This window comes from Ktedonobacter robiniae, from assembly GCF_016587375.1.
Lineage (GTDB): Bacteria > Chloroflexota > Ktedonobacteria > Ktedonobacterales > Ktedonobacteraceae > Ktedonobacter > Ktedonobacter robiniae.
Map to the genome: position 1 here is coordinate 1,193,716 of NZ_BNJG01000003.1, position 18,517 is coordinate 1,212,232.

Consider the following 18,517-nt stretch of genomic DNA (forward strand, 5'->3'; position numbering starts at 1 on the left):
CACAGCTTCATGCCACAATACAAGTATGCAAAAAATCGAGCGTCTCGTGGCTATTACACTGCTCCTGCAAGCACGTGGAAAAATGACAGCCAGGAGACTGGCCGAGATTCTGGGGACATCCACACGCACCATCTACCGGGATATAACCTCGCTTTCACTGGCTCACGTACCAATCTCAATGGACTACGGCCCCGGCGGAGGCTACTATCTACCGGCGAACTATCAATTCGATTCGACTGTCTTCACACGTGAAGAGGCAGTCTCGCTTATTTTAAGCACAGATATTGCGGGCAACTATAGTCTCTTCGCGGGAGACGACGGGCTACAGCGCGCACTCATCAAACTGGAAGCGACGCTGCCGGAGGAGTATCGCGATAACGTACGCGCCGCGCGTGAGCGTATCTTCTTTGATACCAGCGCCTGGCACTATGGGAAGGCACAGCACACGACCTATCTGGAACGCATTCGTTCCGCCGTGCTAGAGGCCTACCAGGTTGAGATTCTCTATCCCTGCGTCTCGTGCATTGATAAGCCTGGCATCAAATGGCGTCGGCTTGATCCCATCGGTCTGGTCTTCAAGGGCCTGTCGCTTAAACATATTCGTTCAGGTATCTGGTATCTCGTCGCGTATTGCCACACCTGTAGTGCGTACCAGACCTTCCGCGTAGCCAATATCGAGAATATGCGTGTCCTGAATGAGGCCACGTATACTCACCATGACTTCGATCTACAAAGCTACTGGGAAGAGGAGCATATCACTATCGATGCCATTCAGGCCCCCATCAATGTCATTCTGCACATCGACGCCCAGGGCCGCCACAAGCTTGAGGGACGCTATACCATTCTGGACTCCCGCCATGACGGCAGCATCGTTGTGGAGGTCAAAATGAACTCTATCGAGAGCGCGGTTCCCTACGTACTCGCCTTTGGCACCGAGGCACTTGTGCTCGAACCCCGCGAGCTACGTGACGCAATCGAGGTCGCCGCACGCCAGATTGCCGAAAAATATCTTGAAAATAGTGAATGCTGCTAGGCAAATGGCCGCGGCCATTTGCCTAGCAGCATTCACTATTTTCTTACCTCTTTTATTCCTCGGCCCCGTGATAGGTGCGCCCACGCCACTGTACGCCTTTGCGCGAGAGCACAAGCCAGGCCGAGCGAGCCAGGATACCCTCGAAGACTGCCGCGCCCAGCGGGTGGGTCAGGGCCTGCCAGCGCGGTAAGCCTAGCTTGCGATTGAGCCAGAAGCGATACGAAAGCAGCGCCCATAACTCCAGGGCCGTCGCCCGCGTAATATCCCTCTTACTCAGACCCTTGATTCGTGCAAAGAAGAGCAGTGGCAGGAGGAAGGGCATGATGCAAACGTTAACGAGGCCAACAAGCTGCACTACTAAGAAGGGTAGGCCTCCGCGATTGCCGAGATAGGCGTTCTTGAGCCAGCCACGCCAGATCTCGCCAAAGGTGCGATACATACGCACAAAGACCAGGCCGCCCCCGTCCAGAAAACGCGTGCGATAGCCCTGGGCTTTGACCGTACGCGCCAGGTCCAGGTCATCAAGTACGGTGGCACGCAGGCGTGGTGCGGCATAGCCACCGATGTGCTCATAGACCTCGCGACGAATCAGCATAAACTGACCGGCAGCGATAGCCAGCGGGTTGTTGGGATCATTGACCTGTCGCGGTGGATAGAGCATGCTGATACCCATATAGGCGATAGGAATCAGCGCCCTCTCCCAGAAGGTGGGTAGCTCCTGCTCCGCTCCCATGCTAAAGAGATCCGCGCCCTCCTCCTGCGCCCGCGCAAAGGCCGAGCGCAGCGCCTGAGGCGCGTGACAGGTATCAGCATCGGAGAAGACCAGCCACGCGCCACGCGCCGCCAGCGCCCCCTGGTGCATGGCGTGTGGCTTCCCCGCCCAGCCAGTGGGAAGTTCCTTTACCTCAACCACGCGCAGTAAATCGCCGTGTGGGTGCTGCTGCTGTATAGCTTGCAGAATCTCGCCCGTCCTGTCCTGTGAGTCGTCGTTGACAACAATGACCTCAAAGTTACCATAATCCTGCCCCAGGAGTGACTCAACACAGCGCTGAATATTGTGCTCCTCGTCACGCGCCGGGACAATGATGGAGACCAGCGGAAGATCACTGACTCTGGGGCGCGCGGCAACCGAGAGGCTCTCCACCCGGTCGCTCTCGCGCGGCCTTGTGCGCCACCAGTTGATCATATAAAAGCCCGCCACCGCTATAGCATGACTCCATAACAACAGGCGCGGCCAGGATTGCTTCCAGAAAGGTGTTTTTCGCATATCCCTTAATTGATTACTTTCTATATAATTTCTTTGTTTAGATTGTATCCTACCGACGCTGCTGAAGCACGCGTCGCGTACCAACCCTGGATATTGACAGGCAAACTGCCTTCGCGTACGATGCTCAAGCATACAAGAAAACATAATAGCTACTCTTTGCTAAAGAGACGTGATGGAGAAGAAAGCATGACACTGGAAGATTTGTTACAAGAGTGTGAGACTTTAACGCATCATGGGCGCATGTACCGCATGGTAGAACTGGGTCTCCTGGCTGTACAGGATGCCAGCATGCGCGAGCTTATAGCAGCCCTGGCTCGCGGCAACATCTATGAGCGCACCCTGGCGCTCCAATCCTACTATGGCAGCCAGAACTCAGCCCTGGCTCTCCAGGCGCTCTCCGACCCCTCGCGTTGCGTGCGCTCCCTCGCGCTCCCCCTCGTCTCAATACTATGCAGCGATACAGAGATACAAGCCGCGCTGGATACAATATCTAATGACTTACAAGTTATAATCCTTACTAACCTGGCACGCCGCCGTAGGCAAGAGCCAATCAATATGTACATCGAGGCACTTGCGGCACGCCAGGATGCACGTCTCAAGCGGTTGCTCCCTTTCGCCTCGCTTGACATCGTCACGCACCATCTTGGACAGGTCATTGACAAATTTGAGCTTGATGATTGGAAGCGCTTGACCAGGAGCCATCCTGCCTTCGCGAGCACTCAGTTACGCGCTCGTATTACCGCCAGCGATGTCCTGGATCAGCAATTCATCCTTCAGGTCAACGCTGTCATGCCCCTGCTTGCTCAGCTAGATCCCGATGCCGGGCTTGAGCTAGTGCGCGGAGCGCTCACGCTTATTCCCTTTCAACGCTTGAGCATACAATCGCTCGTTCTCAGACGCCCCAGAGAGATTTTCGACCTACTCAGGCATTCAGGTCAGCAGAGCAGCATAAACTTTAGCAGGGCCATACCCATCCTGGATACAGAGCAGATTATCGCTCTGTTTACTCATTACGCGACAAACTTTGGCAGCCACCACTTTTTCCATAAATACTTTCGCAAGCTTAAGCCAGAACAGCGCCTTGAGATCTATACTGCCTGTGCACGTGGTTGGCGCGATAAAGATGGTATTTTACCATTAGACATTATCAAATCTCTGCCGACTGTTCAACGTATGCAGGAGGCACACCGCCATATAGCACTTCCGGCGCTGGCAACGTCCCCTATCTCCAGACTACGCTATGCCGCCTTCCTACCCTGGGATGAGGCCCAGGAACTGGTGAGTAGCTACCTGAACACCCCTGACGCCGATCTGCGCGCTGCGGCTCTTAGCGCCTTGATTGCCTCAGCCCGCTATCAGCGGGAGCGCCTTAGTAATGTGCTGCAACTTGTCCGCGTCCGTCGCTATGAACAAGATCCTGTACGGCTCGCTTTACTTAATGCGCTTTCGGAGCTGCCGCGTCATATATGGTCTTCCGCAGACCTGGACAATCTTGAACAGATCATTCTCGATGCACTCAATGCCCGAGACCTCTCAGCCGCTACTGCGAACACGCTTGAGCGTATTGTGCTACAACTCTTTTCCTTCCATCCTACATGGTGCTCAACGCAACTGACCAATCTCTATCGTAAACGCGGGTACACGAGCGTCACTAAGCTCTACACCTATATCAGTAAAGCCCATACACAGCTCTTTGCAGATACACTCCTACCGTTGATAAAGGAATGGAAAGGACGCGAACGCGAGGCCGCGCTAGTAAGTCTGGCAAACGCCTTTGGTCCGCGCTTGCGCGTGATGAGTGAACTGGCAGATATTCTAGAATCTCTCCTGAGCCAGACGCGTCAAGCCTCAACCATAAACACGGCCCTTGAGCTCTTCGCCGAATATCAAAGGCCACGCCTGTCCTCGCTTATTCCACGCTTGCTGGAGCAGGATAAAAGTTGCATTACGCTTACCTCTGTCTCCGCCTATCTCCATCGCAATCGGCAAGACTTGCTGACCCCCTTCCTGGGACAGCAGGCCTATCAAGGCAGATTTAGCACCGGCAAGACTCGCTATGTCCTTTCCTTTAGCGAAGGATTCTACCGCTGGACACCAACGCAACAGGAACTCTTTGCGCTCACCCTGCTTGAGGTCGCGAACGATGAGAAGCGCCCTACCTCTTCTCTCACCTACACTATTCATCAACTGGCAGCCATGCCAGCGCTCGACCCGGCTTATCTCATTCCCTTCGCGAGCGATACACGTGAGCCAGTACGCGATACAGCCCTGCAAGTGCTGGGTAAGCTGGATGCCGGTCAGGGTATCCCAATCCTACTTGAAGCCTTAAATGATGCACGCGCTCGTGTCGCTATTTATGCCCTGCGCAAGGCCCTGCTCTCATTGCCACAGGCTGAAGCGCTCAAGATTTTACGCGGGGTGCCAACCACCCAGGTCACAGTCGCCAAAGAGACCATACGCCTGATCGGAGAACTGGCAACAGAGGAGGCGTATCGCGAATTGCTCACACTCAACACACATGAGCTCCATCGTGATGTACGCGTGGCCCTCTTGCGTGCTTTCTGGTCCTATTTGGAGCGAGATGAGACCTGGGAGATATTCAACCAGGCGGCCCATGCCTCCGATATCTCCATCGCGCGTGGCGTGATCCAAATTCCTGCCGATGGACTCTCACCTCAAGCTCAGAAACGCCTGGCAACCCTGCTCGCCACCTTACTTAACCATCCAGATCCCACTGTGCGTATGCATGTGCTTCAGCGCTGCATGCATCATCCAGTAACCGATACTGAGCATACCCTGCTTACCCATCTCTCTGCGCTGCTGAATTCTCCACTACCAGGTGAATGTGCGCTCGCCTCCAGGGCCTTTTTTGCCATCTATATGGGAAGAGATGCCAACCTTGTCGGAGAAGCTATACGCCAGCTCCTCAATAACCGCCAGGCGTTATATGTTGCCTACAACAATTATCTGCCCACGCTACACAACGATCAACGACGCCTGGTACCCACCACGCGGGCCATCTTAAGCGCACTCGCCAGTGATCGGCTTACCATATCCATGCGCCTTAACCTTATTATTCAGGGCCTCCCCTGGTCGGAGGTAGCACCGGAAATTATGCGCCTGGCAAAGGATCTGCACCCTGATGCCCTGGCAAGAGCAATACAGGCTATCGAAGGGGTCGCGAAACGCCCTGATATTGATTTAGCAACCCTGGAGCAGGCACTTGCAAATAGTCGCGACGAGCGTTTACGTCGTCTCGCGCTCGCTGCTCTCATCACGCAAGGTAGGCAAGCCAGCGGCTGGACAGATGAACGAATAAAACGCCTGGAGCGCTATAAAGCCGATCTCTCACCCCTGGTCGCTGAGACCGCGCAATTTACCTTTGTCTCCTAGCATGAAGTGTGGAAGCGATCTCTCGCCACTGCGTATGACTCGCCGGATAGAGGTTGTTGATGGCGCACTGGCTTCGCCAGTGCGCCATCAACAACCTCTATCTATGTAAAACGTCCCAGGTGCTAGCTTAGTAAGAAGCACACACGCACCTTGAGAGAAGCACTCAGAACATAGCCAGCTACACCGAGAGACGCTATGCTTGTTATGGCAAGAAATAGGAACAAACCTGAGCGTGCTTCAAGGAGGAAATCTCGATGCTCAAAACTATCCTGAAATACTGGCTGCTAACAGCTATTATTATCTCTGGTCTCTTTGTCATTATGTACGGTCTGGCGCAGCAGGTCGAGCGCCTGGGCGCGGATGATCCGCAGATCCAGATGGCCGAGGATGCAGCGGCACGCCTGGCAAATGGGGCCTCTCCACAACAGGTGGTGCCTACGGAGAAGGTCGATATCGCTACCAGCCTGGCTCCCTACCTTATCGTTTTTGATCGCGACGGCAAGCCCCTTGCCTCCTCCGCGGAACTCAATGGCGGGACTCCTACTATCCCCGCGGGCATATTTGAGAATGTAAAGCAACAGGGGGAGGATCGGATCTCCTGGCAACCACAACCCGGTGTCCGCAGCGCCATCGTTGTCACCCAGATAAAAGGGGGAGCAGGCTTTGTGCTGGCTGGTCGCTCCCTACGCGAGGTAGAGAAGCGCGAGAACGGCCTTGAAGAAATCGCCCTTCTTGGCTGGGGCGGTCTCCTACTTGTAACGCTCCTCGCGATGTTTCTCCTCTTCTGGTGGCGCCCCCTGAAAGGCGCGACACCTGTTGCCACGCCTCAAGCTCAAAATTAAAAAACTGAACATATGTACTGTTTCTTGCCCAAACCACTAACCTTCTGCTACCATAGACATATATATTCACAATCAAAAGTAAGGCCCTTTCCCCAGCCTCATCTATTTGCGCTTCCCTTACGTGTTAAGTAGTATATGTCTTAGACACCGGCTATGAGAAACCCTATCGGGCCATTTCCCATCTTTTTCAGCACCACCCGTCTGCGAAGACGCCAAAGTGCTCATCTCATCCTTATAGAAACATAGGGAAAGGGAGAACAAACAGACGCATGACACAAAATACGCATACTTCCTCCTCGCAAGAAGATCCAGGCTCCATTTCACAACTCCAAAACAATGTACGCCAGGCTGAACGTCGCTTTCAAGGCGTCTTCGACCAGGCCGCTGTCGGAATGGCTCTGGTCTCCCTTGATGGGCAATGGTTACAGGTCAACCAGAAACTATGCGATATTCTGGGTTATACACGTTTAGAGCTTCGTCGTATGACCTTTCAGGATATTACTCATCCTGATGATCTAGATGCAGACCTGGCCTATGTTCAGCAGTTGCTGGCTGGCAAGATCGAAACATATGCCATGGATAAGCGCTATTTTCGCAAAGATGGCTCTCTCGTCTGGGCACATCTTACGGTCTCCCTGGCTCGGGATAAAACCGAAGCGGCGCAATATTTTATCTCAGTTGTCGAGGATATTACCGAGCGCAAGCGCCTGGAAGAGGCGCTCTATGAGCAGCAAGAGGCCACACGTCAGATGGCGGCAAATGCTGAGGCCGAGCGTCAACGCTTCTATGATCTCTTTACTCAGGCTCCGGCCTTTATCTGTCTACTTCAGGGACCACAACATGTGTTCGAGTTCGCCAATGACCACTATCGTCGCCTGGTAGGAAATCGAGGTCTCTGGCAGAAACCAGCACGTGAAGCTTTATCAGACTATGATCCACATTTCTTCGAGCTACTCGACACTGTATATACCACCGGAAAACCATATATTGGCAAAGAAGTGCTCGTGTATAACGGCGGGCAGGAAAGCTATTTTGATTTTGTCTACCAGCCTACTCGCGACGCTCTGGGCAAGGTCGATGGCATTCTTGTACATGCAGTCGAAGTCACGGAAAAGGTTCGCGCCCGCGAAAACATTAAGAAAAATGAGCGGCGCCTGCAACTGGCACAGCGCGTTGGGCGCATCGGCACCTTCGAGTGGAATATTCCCAGCAATAAAATCATCTGGACGCCAGAGCTAGAGGCACTCTATGGCCTACCAGCAGGTGGCTTCGAGGGCCGGTACGAGAACTGGGCACAGCGCGTTCATCCCGATGATATCGCGGAAGCCGAAGAGAATCTACAACGTGCAGTGGCAGGCGGACCTCCTTACAACGTAGAATTTCGTGTGATCTGGCCTGATGGTACGACTCACTGGTTGCGTGGTATGGGCGAGATCATCTCCTACGACGGCCAGGGCCGTCCCCAGGATATGGTTGGCATTAATATTGATATCACCGGACGCAAAGAGACTGAACAGCAGCTGGTACGCGTAACCCAGGAGCTACAAGACTTCGCCAGCATGCTAGAGGACCGCGTCAATCAGCGAACAGAAGCTCTGAACCAGACCAATAAAGAGTTGCAGCGCAGTAACCAGGAATTACAGGAGTTTGCCTACGTCGCCTCCCATGACCTACAAGAGCCGTTGCGCAAAATCCAATCCTTTGGTAATCTCCTGGAAGAGGACCATGGTAAGGAATTGGGTTCAGGCAAAATGTACCTGGATCGCATGCGCCAGGCCGCCGCGCGTATGCAGGTCTTGATCAACGATCTGCTTACCTTCTCACGCGTGACAACGAAGGCCCTCCCGTTCTCTACCATTGACTTAAACCAGATTGCCCAGGAAGTCGTAGATGATTTAGAGGTACAAATCCAGACCACACAGGGAACAGTCGAGATCGGCCAGCTACCAACCATCCAGGCCGATCCCGTACAAATGCGTCAGATGCTACAGAATTTAATCGGAAACGGGCTTAAATTCCACCAACGCGACGTTCCACCTGTAATTACCGTGTCGGCTGAACTTCTTCCCGCGACAGAAGAAGAAGGACAGGCAGAGAACCCTGCACCCGCGTATTGCCAGCTTACCATCAAGGATAACGGCATTGGCTTCGATGAGAAGTACCTGGATCGCATCTTTATTGTCTTCCAGCGCCTGCATGGCAAAGGACAGTATGAAGGAACAGGGATTGGCCTGGCCGTGGTACGCAAAATTGTCGAGCGCCACGAGGGCACCATCAATGCCACCAGCACCCTTGGCGAGGGTTCAACCTTCGTTGTAACCCTCCCTATTTCTCACGCAGCACAACAGGAGTACACATATGACGAATAAAGAGACCCTTGTCATTCTAATGGCTGATGATGACGATGATGATATTTTGTTAGCTCAGAAGGCCCTGGAAAAAGGCAAACTACTCAATCCTCTCTACACAGTCCATAATGGCGAAGAGTTGCTCGATTACCTCTTACGCAGGGGCGAGTTTACTGATCCAGCCAAGGCGCCACGCCCGGGAGTCATCCTGCTTGACCTCAATATGCCCCGCATGGATGGGCGCGAGGCACTTAAAGAGCTGAAATCTCACGAGGAATTGCGTGATATCCCCGTTGTGGTCTTTACTACCTCGAAGGCGGAAGAGGATATCTACCGTTCATACAAACTCGGAGTGAACTCTTTCATTACCAAGCCAGTTACCTTTGAAAACCTGATTGAAGTAATGCAGATGCTGGGAAAATACTGGTTTGAGATTGTTACTCTACCTCCTGAAGAAAAGAACAATGCGTATGACGATACCAATAATCAGAATTCTGCTCATTGAGGATGACGAGGAGGATTTTATCCTCCTCCGCAAGCACCTCTCGCGCATCTCGGGAGTGCGCTATGAGCTTGAATGGGAAACCTCGTATATCCATGGCCTGACGCGCATGCTTGAAGATACCCAACATGATCTCTGCATGCTTGACTATCGCCTGGGTGCTCACAACGGTATTGAACTACTGACAGAGGCCCGCGAACATGGATATGTGCGTCCCATCGTTCTCCTCACGGGTGCGACTGAAGGCGAGATCGATATCCAGGCCCTACAGGCTGGCGCGGATGATTACATCGACAAGGGTCATTTACAGGGTGAACTCCTGCATCGTATTATTCGCTATGCCATCGAGCGTAAAAAGGCTGAGATTGAGCGCGAGAAGCTGATCAGCGAAAAGATGGCAGTCCAGGAACTGGAGAAACGCAAAAATGAGTTCATGAGTATGGTAGTTCATGAGGTCAAAACGCCACTCACCAGCATCAAGGGCTATGCTCAATTGCTCAACAAACGTTACAAGCGCTCAGAAGATGATCAGGCCCTGCAACTGGTAAATCGCATGAACGCCCAGGTCTCTAAACTCACCAGCCTGCTCGATGACCTCCTCGATGTCACACGCATCTCTGGTGGAATGTTTTCGATCTCCGAGGAGTTTTTCCCCTTCGATGAGCTGGTAAAAGAGATCGTAGAAGATCTACAGGCAATCAATGAGCAATTTACGCTTGAGTTGGAAGGCGAGAGTGGCATTACAATTTGGGGTGACCGCATGCGCCTTGGCCAGGTCATTACCAATTTTCTGACCAACGCCATGAAATACGCCAGTACTAGCCAACGCGTAGTTGTGAAGACCCACCTCTCGGATCAGGATGTAACGCTCTGTGTACAGGATTTTGGTCCGGGCATTGCTAAAGATGTTCAGGAGAAAATTTTCACGCCTTTCTTTCGCCAGGAACGCCCCGAGCAACGCTCAATCCCGGGCCTGGGACTTGGCCTGCATATCGCTTCGGAGATTATCAGACAACATGAGGGTCGCATCTGGGTCGAGAGCGAAGAAGGCCAGGGCGCAACCTTCTGCTTCTCCCTCCCCCTTGAGCGCAAGGAAAGCATCGTCACCCAACCCGAAACTGTGTAGGGCAAGGATAAGGGGCATGTATGTGGAAAATGAACTTAGCTCGTTTTCCACATACATGCCCCTTATCCTTTTGACGCAGATCTAGCCAAAGGGCTTGACAACCTCGCAGGCTTATGGTGAAATAATACAAGCGACTAATAATAAGTAACCTATATACGCAAATATAGGCAATAGAGGAATAGAATAGTGACAACAACAACCCACTATAAACCTGCTGACAACCTGCATCCCATCCATGATTTGATTCGTCATCGCTGGAGTCCTCGTGCCTTCTCCAGTCGCTCTGTCGAACAGGAAAAGCTCGATAGCGTCTTTGAAGCCGCGCGCTGGGCCGCTTCCGCCAACAACATGCAGCCCTGGCATTTCATCTACGCAACTAATGAACAGCCAGAGGAGCACGCTCGCCTGACCTCGATTCTCTTTGAGCGCAATGCGATGTGGGCGCAGAAGGCCCCCGTCCTGGTCCTCGTCGTAGCCAAACTCTACGAAGCTCCTGGCAGAGAGACGGTCAGCTTCTATGATGTGGGCATGGCCTCCGGTGCCCTGGTTACGCAGGCGGTCGATCTTGGACTGGCTACGCACCAGATGGGTGGCTTCGACGCCAGCAAGGCTCGCGAAGAACTCAACATTCCCGAGGGCTATGTCCCCCTGACCATGATCGCAATCGGCTATCCCGGTCACGCTGACGACCTATCTGACGACTTCCGCGAGCGCGAACTGGCTCCTCGCGTCCGCAAAGAGCAGAAAGACTTCGTCTTCCAGGGCCGCTGGAACGGCTAATCCTACACTCATACTTATAATAGTAGGAGGGAGTCGAGCGCCGCTTGACCCTCTCCTACTATTATTTTCGCCCTTTTTTCTTGTGTGATGGGGTAGCTATAAGGCATACTTAGAGTGGTGGCGACACCGCTAACCGCACAGAGAAAGGATGACGACATGAGTTCTCTACCCCCTCCCTCTTCATATGGGCTACAGCGCCAGTTTCAGGTCTATATGGCTGGCCTGCAAGGTCAACGCCCCAGTCTACCAGTCGATCCCGAAGCCCTGGAGCAGGCAGCGAATAGGGCAATGACGCCCGAGGCCAGTGGCTATCTCAATGGTATGGCGGATAGCATGCGTGCCAATCTGGCGGCCTTTCAGCGCTGGCGCATCGTTCCTCGCATGTTGCGCAATGTAGCGGAGCGCGATCTAAGCATCCAACTTTTCAATAAGCGCTATCCAGTCCCGATCTTGCTCGCGCCTATCGGTGTCCAGTCGATTGTCCATACGGAAGCCGAAACAGGGGCCGCACGCGCGGCAGCTTCGGTTGGCCTACCCTTTATCTTCAGTACAGCCTCCTCGACGCCACTCGAACAGGTGGCACAGGCAATGGGCGATGCGCCACGCTGGTTCCAGCTCTACTGGAGTAAGGACCCGGAATTCAATCAGAGCATTGTTCAGCGAGCGGAACGGGCCGGGTGCGAGGCTATCGTAGTCACGCTTGACACATATCTCCTGGCCTGGCGTCCCTCTGATATTCAAAACGCCTATCTCCCCTTTATCCTGGGCCAGGGCATTGGCAACTATCTGAGCGATCCCGCCTTCCGCAAGGGCCTCTCACAGCCGCCCGAGGTCAATCCCCAGGAGGCCATTCAGCGCTTCCTCGCTATTTTCACCAATCCCTCTCTGACCTGGCAGGACCTGGCTACCCTGCGCCAACAAACAAAGCTCCCCATCCTGCTCAAGGGCATTCTCCATCCCGATGACGCGCGCAAAGCCATCGACGCCGGCATGGATGGTGTGATCGTTTCCAATCACGGTGGCCGCCAGGTAGAGGGCGCCATTGCCTCGCTCGACGCGCTTCCCGCCATCTCCGAGGCAGTACGGGGAGAAGTTCCCATCCTCCTCGATAGTGGCATTCGGCGGGCATCAGATGTACTTAAAGCCATCGCCCTGGGAGCACAGGCGGTCCTCCTTGGACGCCCCTACATTTGGGCTTTGGCTCTGAATGGCGAACAGGGCGTTCGCGAACTACTGGCCAACCTGCTTGCCGACCTGGACCTCACCCTGGCCCTCAGCGGCTGCACCTCCTTTGCCGAGGTAGATGCCAGCGCCGTCGTGCGCATGTGACGACTCCACATGCCTGGTGGAACTTTGTCAATGAAAAAAGTGATAGGCCCAAGTAGTCGTGTACGCCAGTAGCTAGCCAGCTACTGGCGTACACGACTACTTGCTACAATTGTTCGCTGACCTGCGTGATAAGTTGCTCGAAGGTCACACCTTGCAGGAAGGTGGTGACTGGCACAGTTATCTTCAGATCGGAGTTGATGCGATTCTTGAGTTCAACGGACATGAGCGAGTCGATGCCCAGGCGGTTGAGCTGCTGCTGCGCGTCAAGCTTGAGCGAGGTGTGGCCCAGCACACGGGCGATCTGCGCGCTGAGGTACTGACTGAGCTTTTCCCGGCGCCCCTCATCGTTGAGGTCAGTCAATACCGCGCGCGTCACGCCTGAGTTCTGGATTCCACTGGCTTCCTGGGCCTGGGCTTCTGTGACCAAGCGCGTGAAGAGTGAGGAATTGCGGAGATCGGGATAGAACTGACTCCACCTGGGCAGGTCAAAGGACATGACGCCGACCTGCGGTGGGCTCTGGCGCAGCAGGCTCCCCAGGACCGCTAGCCCCTCCTTTGGCTTCATGCTGGCAAAGCCACGGAAGTCCAGGCGCTCTCCTCGATCACCCTTTGTCGCCTGGCCGATCTCACCCCAACGCCCCCAGTTGATACAGAGCGCGGGATACCCCTGCCGCCTGCGGTAAAAGGCCAGCGTATCCATGAAGGCGTTCGCCGCGGCATAGTTGCCCTGTCCCGGCGAACCGATAAGCGAGGCCGCCGAGGAGAAGAGGACAAAGTAGTCCAGCGGGTCTTCCAACGTCAGGCGATGCAAGTTCCAGGCGCCATCAACCTTGGGCGGCATCACGCCCAGGAAGCGCTCCTGATCCAGTTGCAGAAGAATGCTATCATCCAGCACAACGGCAGAGTGGAAGACACCACGCAGGGGTGGCATAGTCTGGCGTATCTCGCTGAGAGCACTCGCCAGTTGCTCTTCCAGGGCCACGTTCACCTGCATAGCACGCACACTGGCACCCTGGCTCTCCATGACTTGAATGGCCGCACTGGCCTCTTCGCCAGGAGTACGCCTTCCCATAAGAACGAGATGACGCGCTCCCTGCTCGACCATCCACTGCGCGCTCCGCAGGCCGACGCCACTCAGGCCTCCCGTCACCAGGTAAGTTCCATCAGCGTGGAAGCGTGATTGATTCGTCGTTTCCGGCTCCACCAGGGTAGCATGCGCCAGGCGAGCCTGGTAGCGTCTCTCGCCGCGCAAAGCCACCTCGTCCGCACCGACATCTGACCAGATTTCGCGGAAGAGCGCCTCAACGGTGTGCTCGTTGGCTGTGGCGTCGAGATCTATGAGCGTACTGTGAAGGTCCTCGTGCTCGTAGACGATGACGCGCCCCAGGCCCCAGAGTTGGCTTTGCACCAGCGCGCTCGAGCTGTCGCGTGCCTCTATTCCCTGAACGCCACTCGTGATGATCCAGAGGCGTGTGGAGTGCTCGCCTTTAGTGGCGTTTACGGCCTGAACCAGGTGCAGCAGACCGAGGCTGGATTGCTCCATGTCGATATAGAAGGCCTGGGACGCCAGTTCTTCACTGGCCGGTTTCGTTCCCAAACCCCAGAGATAGACGATGCCGAGCGCCTGCGTACCATATGCATCATAAACCTCGTGAAAGAGCTGGTGGAAGTCAGCCGCCGAGGTCGCTACCAGCTCGTAATGCCCCGTATCTATCGAACTATAGGAATATCCAGGAGTAACAGTAAGGCAGCGTCCTCCAGAGGCTCGCAGGCACTCAGCCAACGCCCGTCCTGGCCCCTCGGACTCACTAAAAAGTAGCCAGGTGCGCGGCTGTGCTGGCTGTTGCACGGCGTTCAGAGCCTGCTCTTCCCATTCAATGGTATAGAGCAACTGGTTGAGGCGCTGGCGCATGAGATCCTGCGAACCGCTGTCCAGCGACTGCAAGCGGAAACCCAGCACCTCCAATAAGACCTGGCCTTGCTCATCCAGCAGGAAGATATCTCCCTCCAGCATACGAGGATCACGATTCTTCTCCATATCCACAAGCGCGTGCGACCACAGACCGACTCCAGGCACGGGCCGCTGGTGAAACTTTATACGCCTGGCTTCGACTGGGACATAGCTATCATCATTTTCCTCCGGCAGGAAGGGTGTGATCGCCTGGAGAATTGAGTCCATCAGCGCCGGGTGAAGTTGATAGCCAGCCATATCGTAGGCGACATCTTCCGGTAACGATAGGTGCGCCATGACCTCGCCCGGGCGCCGCCAGACATGCGTCACGCCCTGGAAAGGCTCACCGTGTTGAATGCCGCGGTTACGCAATCCCTGATAGTAGATTGGCGCCTCCATAGCTAAGGTCCAATCACGCTGCACCTCTTCGGGAATTGGATGCATCACACTCTCAGAGCTGAGTGCCTCCTCTATGCGACACACAGTAACCCTGGCGTGCTCGCTCCAGGTGAGCGCCTCACTGCTCTGTCCCGCCTGGGTACTAAAGAAACGTAGCTCCATATATTCCGACTGTTGTTCCGGCATCATAATAAGCTGGAGCGTGAAGGGGGGCGCGCCTTTGGGGAAGAAGAGCGCCTGCTTCAGTTCCAACTCCTCCACCAGGAACTGCTGGGAACCGAAGATCTCTGTGGCCGCCGCCAGGGACAGTTCAATATAGGCCGCTCCCGGTAGCACCGGTACATCATAGACCCGATGTTCACCCAGGTAGGGGAGGATGTCGGGGCCAATCTGGGTGGTCCAGAAATAGGTGTCAGGGTGAAGCGCCGACTGCGTGCTCAGCCCCAGGATCGCATGAGCCGTTGCGTTCCTGGTACCCTGATGCTGAACTGGCGAGCCATAGAAGTAGTGCTCGGCATTGGAGTTCCAGTAGCGCTGGCGCTGCCAGGGGTAGGTTGGAAGAGCAACATGCTGAACGCTTGTGGGAAACAACCTGGCCCAATCAGGATCATATCCATGGGTATACAGCGTTCCCAGAGTCCCCAGCAGGGCCGCGCGACCTTCCTCCTCACGCCGTAGCGAAGCCAGGGCCAGGCCGGGTATTTCGTACTCCTCCAGCGTCTGTCTGATGGCTCCAACCAGGATCGGGTGCGGACTTATCTCCATAAAGACATCGATACCCTCCGCCAACAATGCCCTGGTGGCTTGCAAGAACAGCACGGGCTGGCGCAGGTTATCCACCCAGTAGGGGGCCACCAATTCAGCGCCCTGAAGATAGGCACCGCTAACGGTCGAGAACATAGGTATCTGGGCCGTGCGAGGTTGTACACGCTGCATCAAGGCCAGCAGGTCATCGTGTAAGGGGTCCATCTGTGGACTATGCGAAGCCACATCCACGCGCACGAGGCGTCCAAAGATACCATTGCGTTCCAGCAGAGCCAGAATCTCTGTTAGCGCCTGAGGGCCTCCCGAGAGAACCGTTGAGTGAGGACTATTGCTTACCGCGACGGAGACGCGTCCCTGGTAATCACGCACGAAGGCCTGCGCCTGACCCATTGAGAGTTCTACGGCGGCCATCGCACCCTTGCCACTGACGCGTAATAATAGTTGACTACGCGCACAGATGATCCAGGCAGCATCCTCCAGACTCAGCGCACCCGCCACATACGCGGCTCCCACTTCGCCCATTGAGTGACCAACAACCACATCTGGTTCGATTCCCCACGAGCGCCAGAGGGCTGCCAGGGCCACTTCGATGGCGAAGAGCGTCGGCTGCACCACATTGATCTCGTTGAGCCGGGAATATACCTCGTCCGCCTGCAATTGCTCCAGCAACGACCAATCGACATAGGTACGCATAACCCGGTCGCACTCCTCAATCATGGCTCGAAAGACTGGTTCGCGCTCCAGCAGATCGTGCCCCATCCCCAACCATTGCGAACCCTGGCCGGGAAAGATCCAGGCTACTCTGGGCCGCTGATCATTGCGCTTACACCCACTCATAATCTCCAGACCCGTCTCGCCGCGTGTAAACGCCTCAAGCTTCTGGCGCATATCCTGGCGCGAGTGGCCAACGATGGTCAATCGTTGCTCAAAGTGTGAACGATGCTCGCTGGCTGTGTAGCAGATGTCGCGCAGGGCCTGGTCCGCGTATACCTCATCTTCGAGATGCTGAAGATACTTCGTCGCCAGGTCTTGTAGCGCCTGCGTATTCTGCGCTGAAAGGGGCAGAAGATAGCTGGTCGGCTCAGCATCCGCCGTTGGTATGACAGGCTCGCGGACAGGGGCCTCCTCCACAATCACATGCACATTTGTTCCGGCGATACCGAAACTGCTCACACCCGCCAGGCGTGAACCCTCGCTCTCGGGCCAGGGCGTCAGCTCCATCGGCACCTTCAATGCGTAATCATCCCAGGGAATTTTTGGGCTGGGTTCTTGAAAATGCAGGTTGGGCGGGATCATCTTGTGCTTAAGGCAAAGTACGACCTTGATCAGGCCTGCGAGACCAGCCGCTCCCTCAGTGTGACCGATATTGGTTTTCACTGAACCTACCAGCAGCGGCCTGACAGGTGAGCGACCAGCGCAAAGGACGCTGCCCAATGCATTGATCTCAACCGGGTCGCCAGCCTGGGTGCCTGTGCCATGTGCCTCGACATACTGCACCTGTAGCGGGTCGAGACCCGCATCCTTGTACGCCAGGCGCAGGCCAGCCTGCTGTCCCTGTACGCTTGGCGCCATAAACAGGTCACAATGTCCATCATTATTAGAAGAACTACCACGGATGACGGCGTGAATCTGATCCCCATCCGCCAGGGCCTTCTCAAGCGTCTTCAAGGCTACGACACCGGCGCCCTCGCTACGAACATAGCCATCGGCCCTGGCATCAAACGCCTTACAATGCCCATCGGGAGCCATCATACGCCCTTGCGAGAAGCCAATGGTATGATCAGGATTCAGGATAATATTGACGCCCCCGGCCAGGGCCATAGTGCAGGCACCTGTACGTAAGCTCTGACATGCCAGGTGGACCGCGACCAGCGAGGAGGAACAGGCAGCATCGAGGGCCACACTCACACCTTGCAGACCGAGAGCATATGAAATACGACCAGCGGCACCACTACGTGAATTCCCCGCCGTGCTATAGACATCGAGATCGGTTGGATTGCGGAACTGCCTATCCCAGTAATCACTAGTAATCACACCAATAAAGACTCCGGCAACCTCGTCACGCAGCTTTCCCGGCACCAGGCCAGCATCCTCCATCGCCTCCCATGCCACCTCGAGCAATAAGCGATGCTGGGGGTCCATACGCGAAACTTCGCGTGGAGAGAGACCAAAAAACGCGGCGTCAAACTGATCTACCTGGGCTAAAAACCCACCAAAGCGGCTCATCACTTTCCCTGGCGTCGCGGGGCGCGAATCGTACACAGCATCCACGTCATACCGATCACGTGGTACCTCTGTAATCGCATCTCCACCCTCAGCCATTAATTTCCAGAATGCATCGGGGTTGGGGGCTCCAGGAAAGCGACAACCCATACCAACAATAGCAATCGCATTTCCGGGTACGTTGGACAAAGTGGTACTCAAGCTTTATATATCCTTCCTGGTTACAGGTCATAACGACTACTATTTGACGCCTACTACTTTTCTTGTGTACTACCGCTGTAACAAAGCAAACAGTTAGCATGCATATTTGCACATAAGAAACTGCAAAGATGCAAACATATTTTAACTAAATTTTTATAGCAAAATATACTTACATATGCTATCTTATACTACAAATACGACAATATCATAATAACATATCCCTAAGGAGGTAAGATCCCTAACATAAGCTTTTCAATACAATTACCTTTACTGCTGATACGAAGACGAAAGAGAAGCGATCAGGAGCAGGCTAGTTTTTACCATTTCTTGTCACAAAGAGACCATACGATACCTTCTT

At 54.7% G+C, this 18,517-nt stretch carries 10 protein-coding genes; 8 read left to right on the top strand and 2 right to left on the bottom strand.

Features of this window, described 5'->3' with window-relative positions; all coding sequences use genetic code 11:
• Positions 1-46 precede the first annotated feature (46 nt).
• Positions 47-1,033: a helix-turn-helix transcriptional regulator gene (locus JMJ04_RS37755; protein ID WP_201375516.1), complete on the top strand. Its 987-nt coding sequence runs from the start codon at positions 47-49 to the stop codon at positions 1,031-1,033.
• Positions 1,034-1,085: 52 nt separating this feature from the next.
• On the opposite strand, the gene JMJ04_RS37760 is transcribed toward JMJ04_RS37755, so the two are convergent.
• The gene (locus tag JMJ04_RS37760) at positions 1,086-2,300 is read right to left on the bottom strand and encodes a glycosyltransferase (protein ID WP_201375517.1); all 1,215 of its coding nucleotides are present in this window, start codon (positions 2,298-2,300) and stop codon (positions 1,086-1,088) included.
• 186 nt (positions 2,301-2,486) lie between these two features.
• Here JMJ04_RS37760 and JMJ04_RS37765 point away from each other — a divergent pair, with 186 nt between their 5' ends.
• The 7 genes from JMJ04_RS37765 (at position 2,487) to JMJ04_RS37795 (ending at position 12,620) form a co-directional block, all read left to right on the top strand.
• Complete coding sequence (locus JMJ04_RS37765; protein WP_201375518.1) at positions 2,487-5,693, top strand: HEAT repeat domain-containing protein; 3,207 nt, start codon at positions 2,487-2,489, stop codon at positions 5,691-5,693.
• Positions 5,694-5,947: 254 nt separating this feature from the next.
• Positions 5,948-6,535, top strand: coding sequence for a hypothetical protein (locus JMJ04_RS37770; protein ID WP_201375519.1), 588 nt, complete (start codon positions 5,948-5,950; stop codon positions 6,533-6,535).
• 269 nt (positions 6,536-6,804) lie between these two features.
• Positions 6,805-8,904: a PAS domain-containing sensor histidine kinase gene (locus JMJ04_RS37775; protein WP_201375520.1), complete on the top strand. Its 2,100-nt coding sequence runs from the start codon at positions 6,805-6,807 to the stop codon at positions 8,902-8,904.
• Positions 8,894-9,388, top strand: coding sequence for a response regulator (locus JMJ04_RS37780; protein ID WP_201375521.1), 495 nt, complete (start codon positions 8,894-8,896; stop codon positions 9,386-9,388). Before JMJ04_RS37775 ends, JMJ04_RS37780 begins: the two co-directional genes overlap by 11 nt.
• Positions 9,354-10,511 (top strand): hybrid sensor histidine kinase/response regulator, encoded by a 1,158-nt coding sequence (locus JMJ04_RS37785; protein ID WP_201375522.1) that lies wholly within the window; start codon positions 9,354-9,356, stop codon positions 10,509-10,511. Before JMJ04_RS37780 ends, JMJ04_RS37785 begins: the two co-directional genes overlap by 35 nt.
• A gap of 186 nt (positions 10,512-10,697) precedes the next feature.
• Positions 10,698-11,291, top strand: a complete 594-nt coding sequence (locus tag JMJ04_RS37790) for a nitroreductase family protein (protein WP_236038867.1) — start codon at positions 10,698-10,700, stop codon at positions 11,289-11,291.
• Positions 11,292-11,447: 156 nt separating this feature from the next.
• Positions 11,448-12,620 carry an alpha-hydroxy-acid oxidizing protein gene (locus JMJ04_RS37795; protein ID WP_201375523.1) on the top strand — a complete coding sequence of 391 codons (1,173 nt, stop codon included), beginning with the start codon at positions 11,448-11,450 and terminating at the stop codon, positions 12,618-12,620.
• Between the two features lie 103 nt (positions 12,621-12,723).
• On the opposite strand, the gene JMJ04_RS37800 is transcribed toward JMJ04_RS37795, so the two are convergent.
• Positions 12,724-18,159, bottom strand: coding sequence for a type I polyketide synthase (locus JMJ04_RS37800; protein ID WP_201375524.1), 5,436 nt, complete (start codon positions 18,157-18,159; stop codon positions 12,724-12,726).
• Positions 18,160-18,517 lie beyond the last annotated feature (358 nt).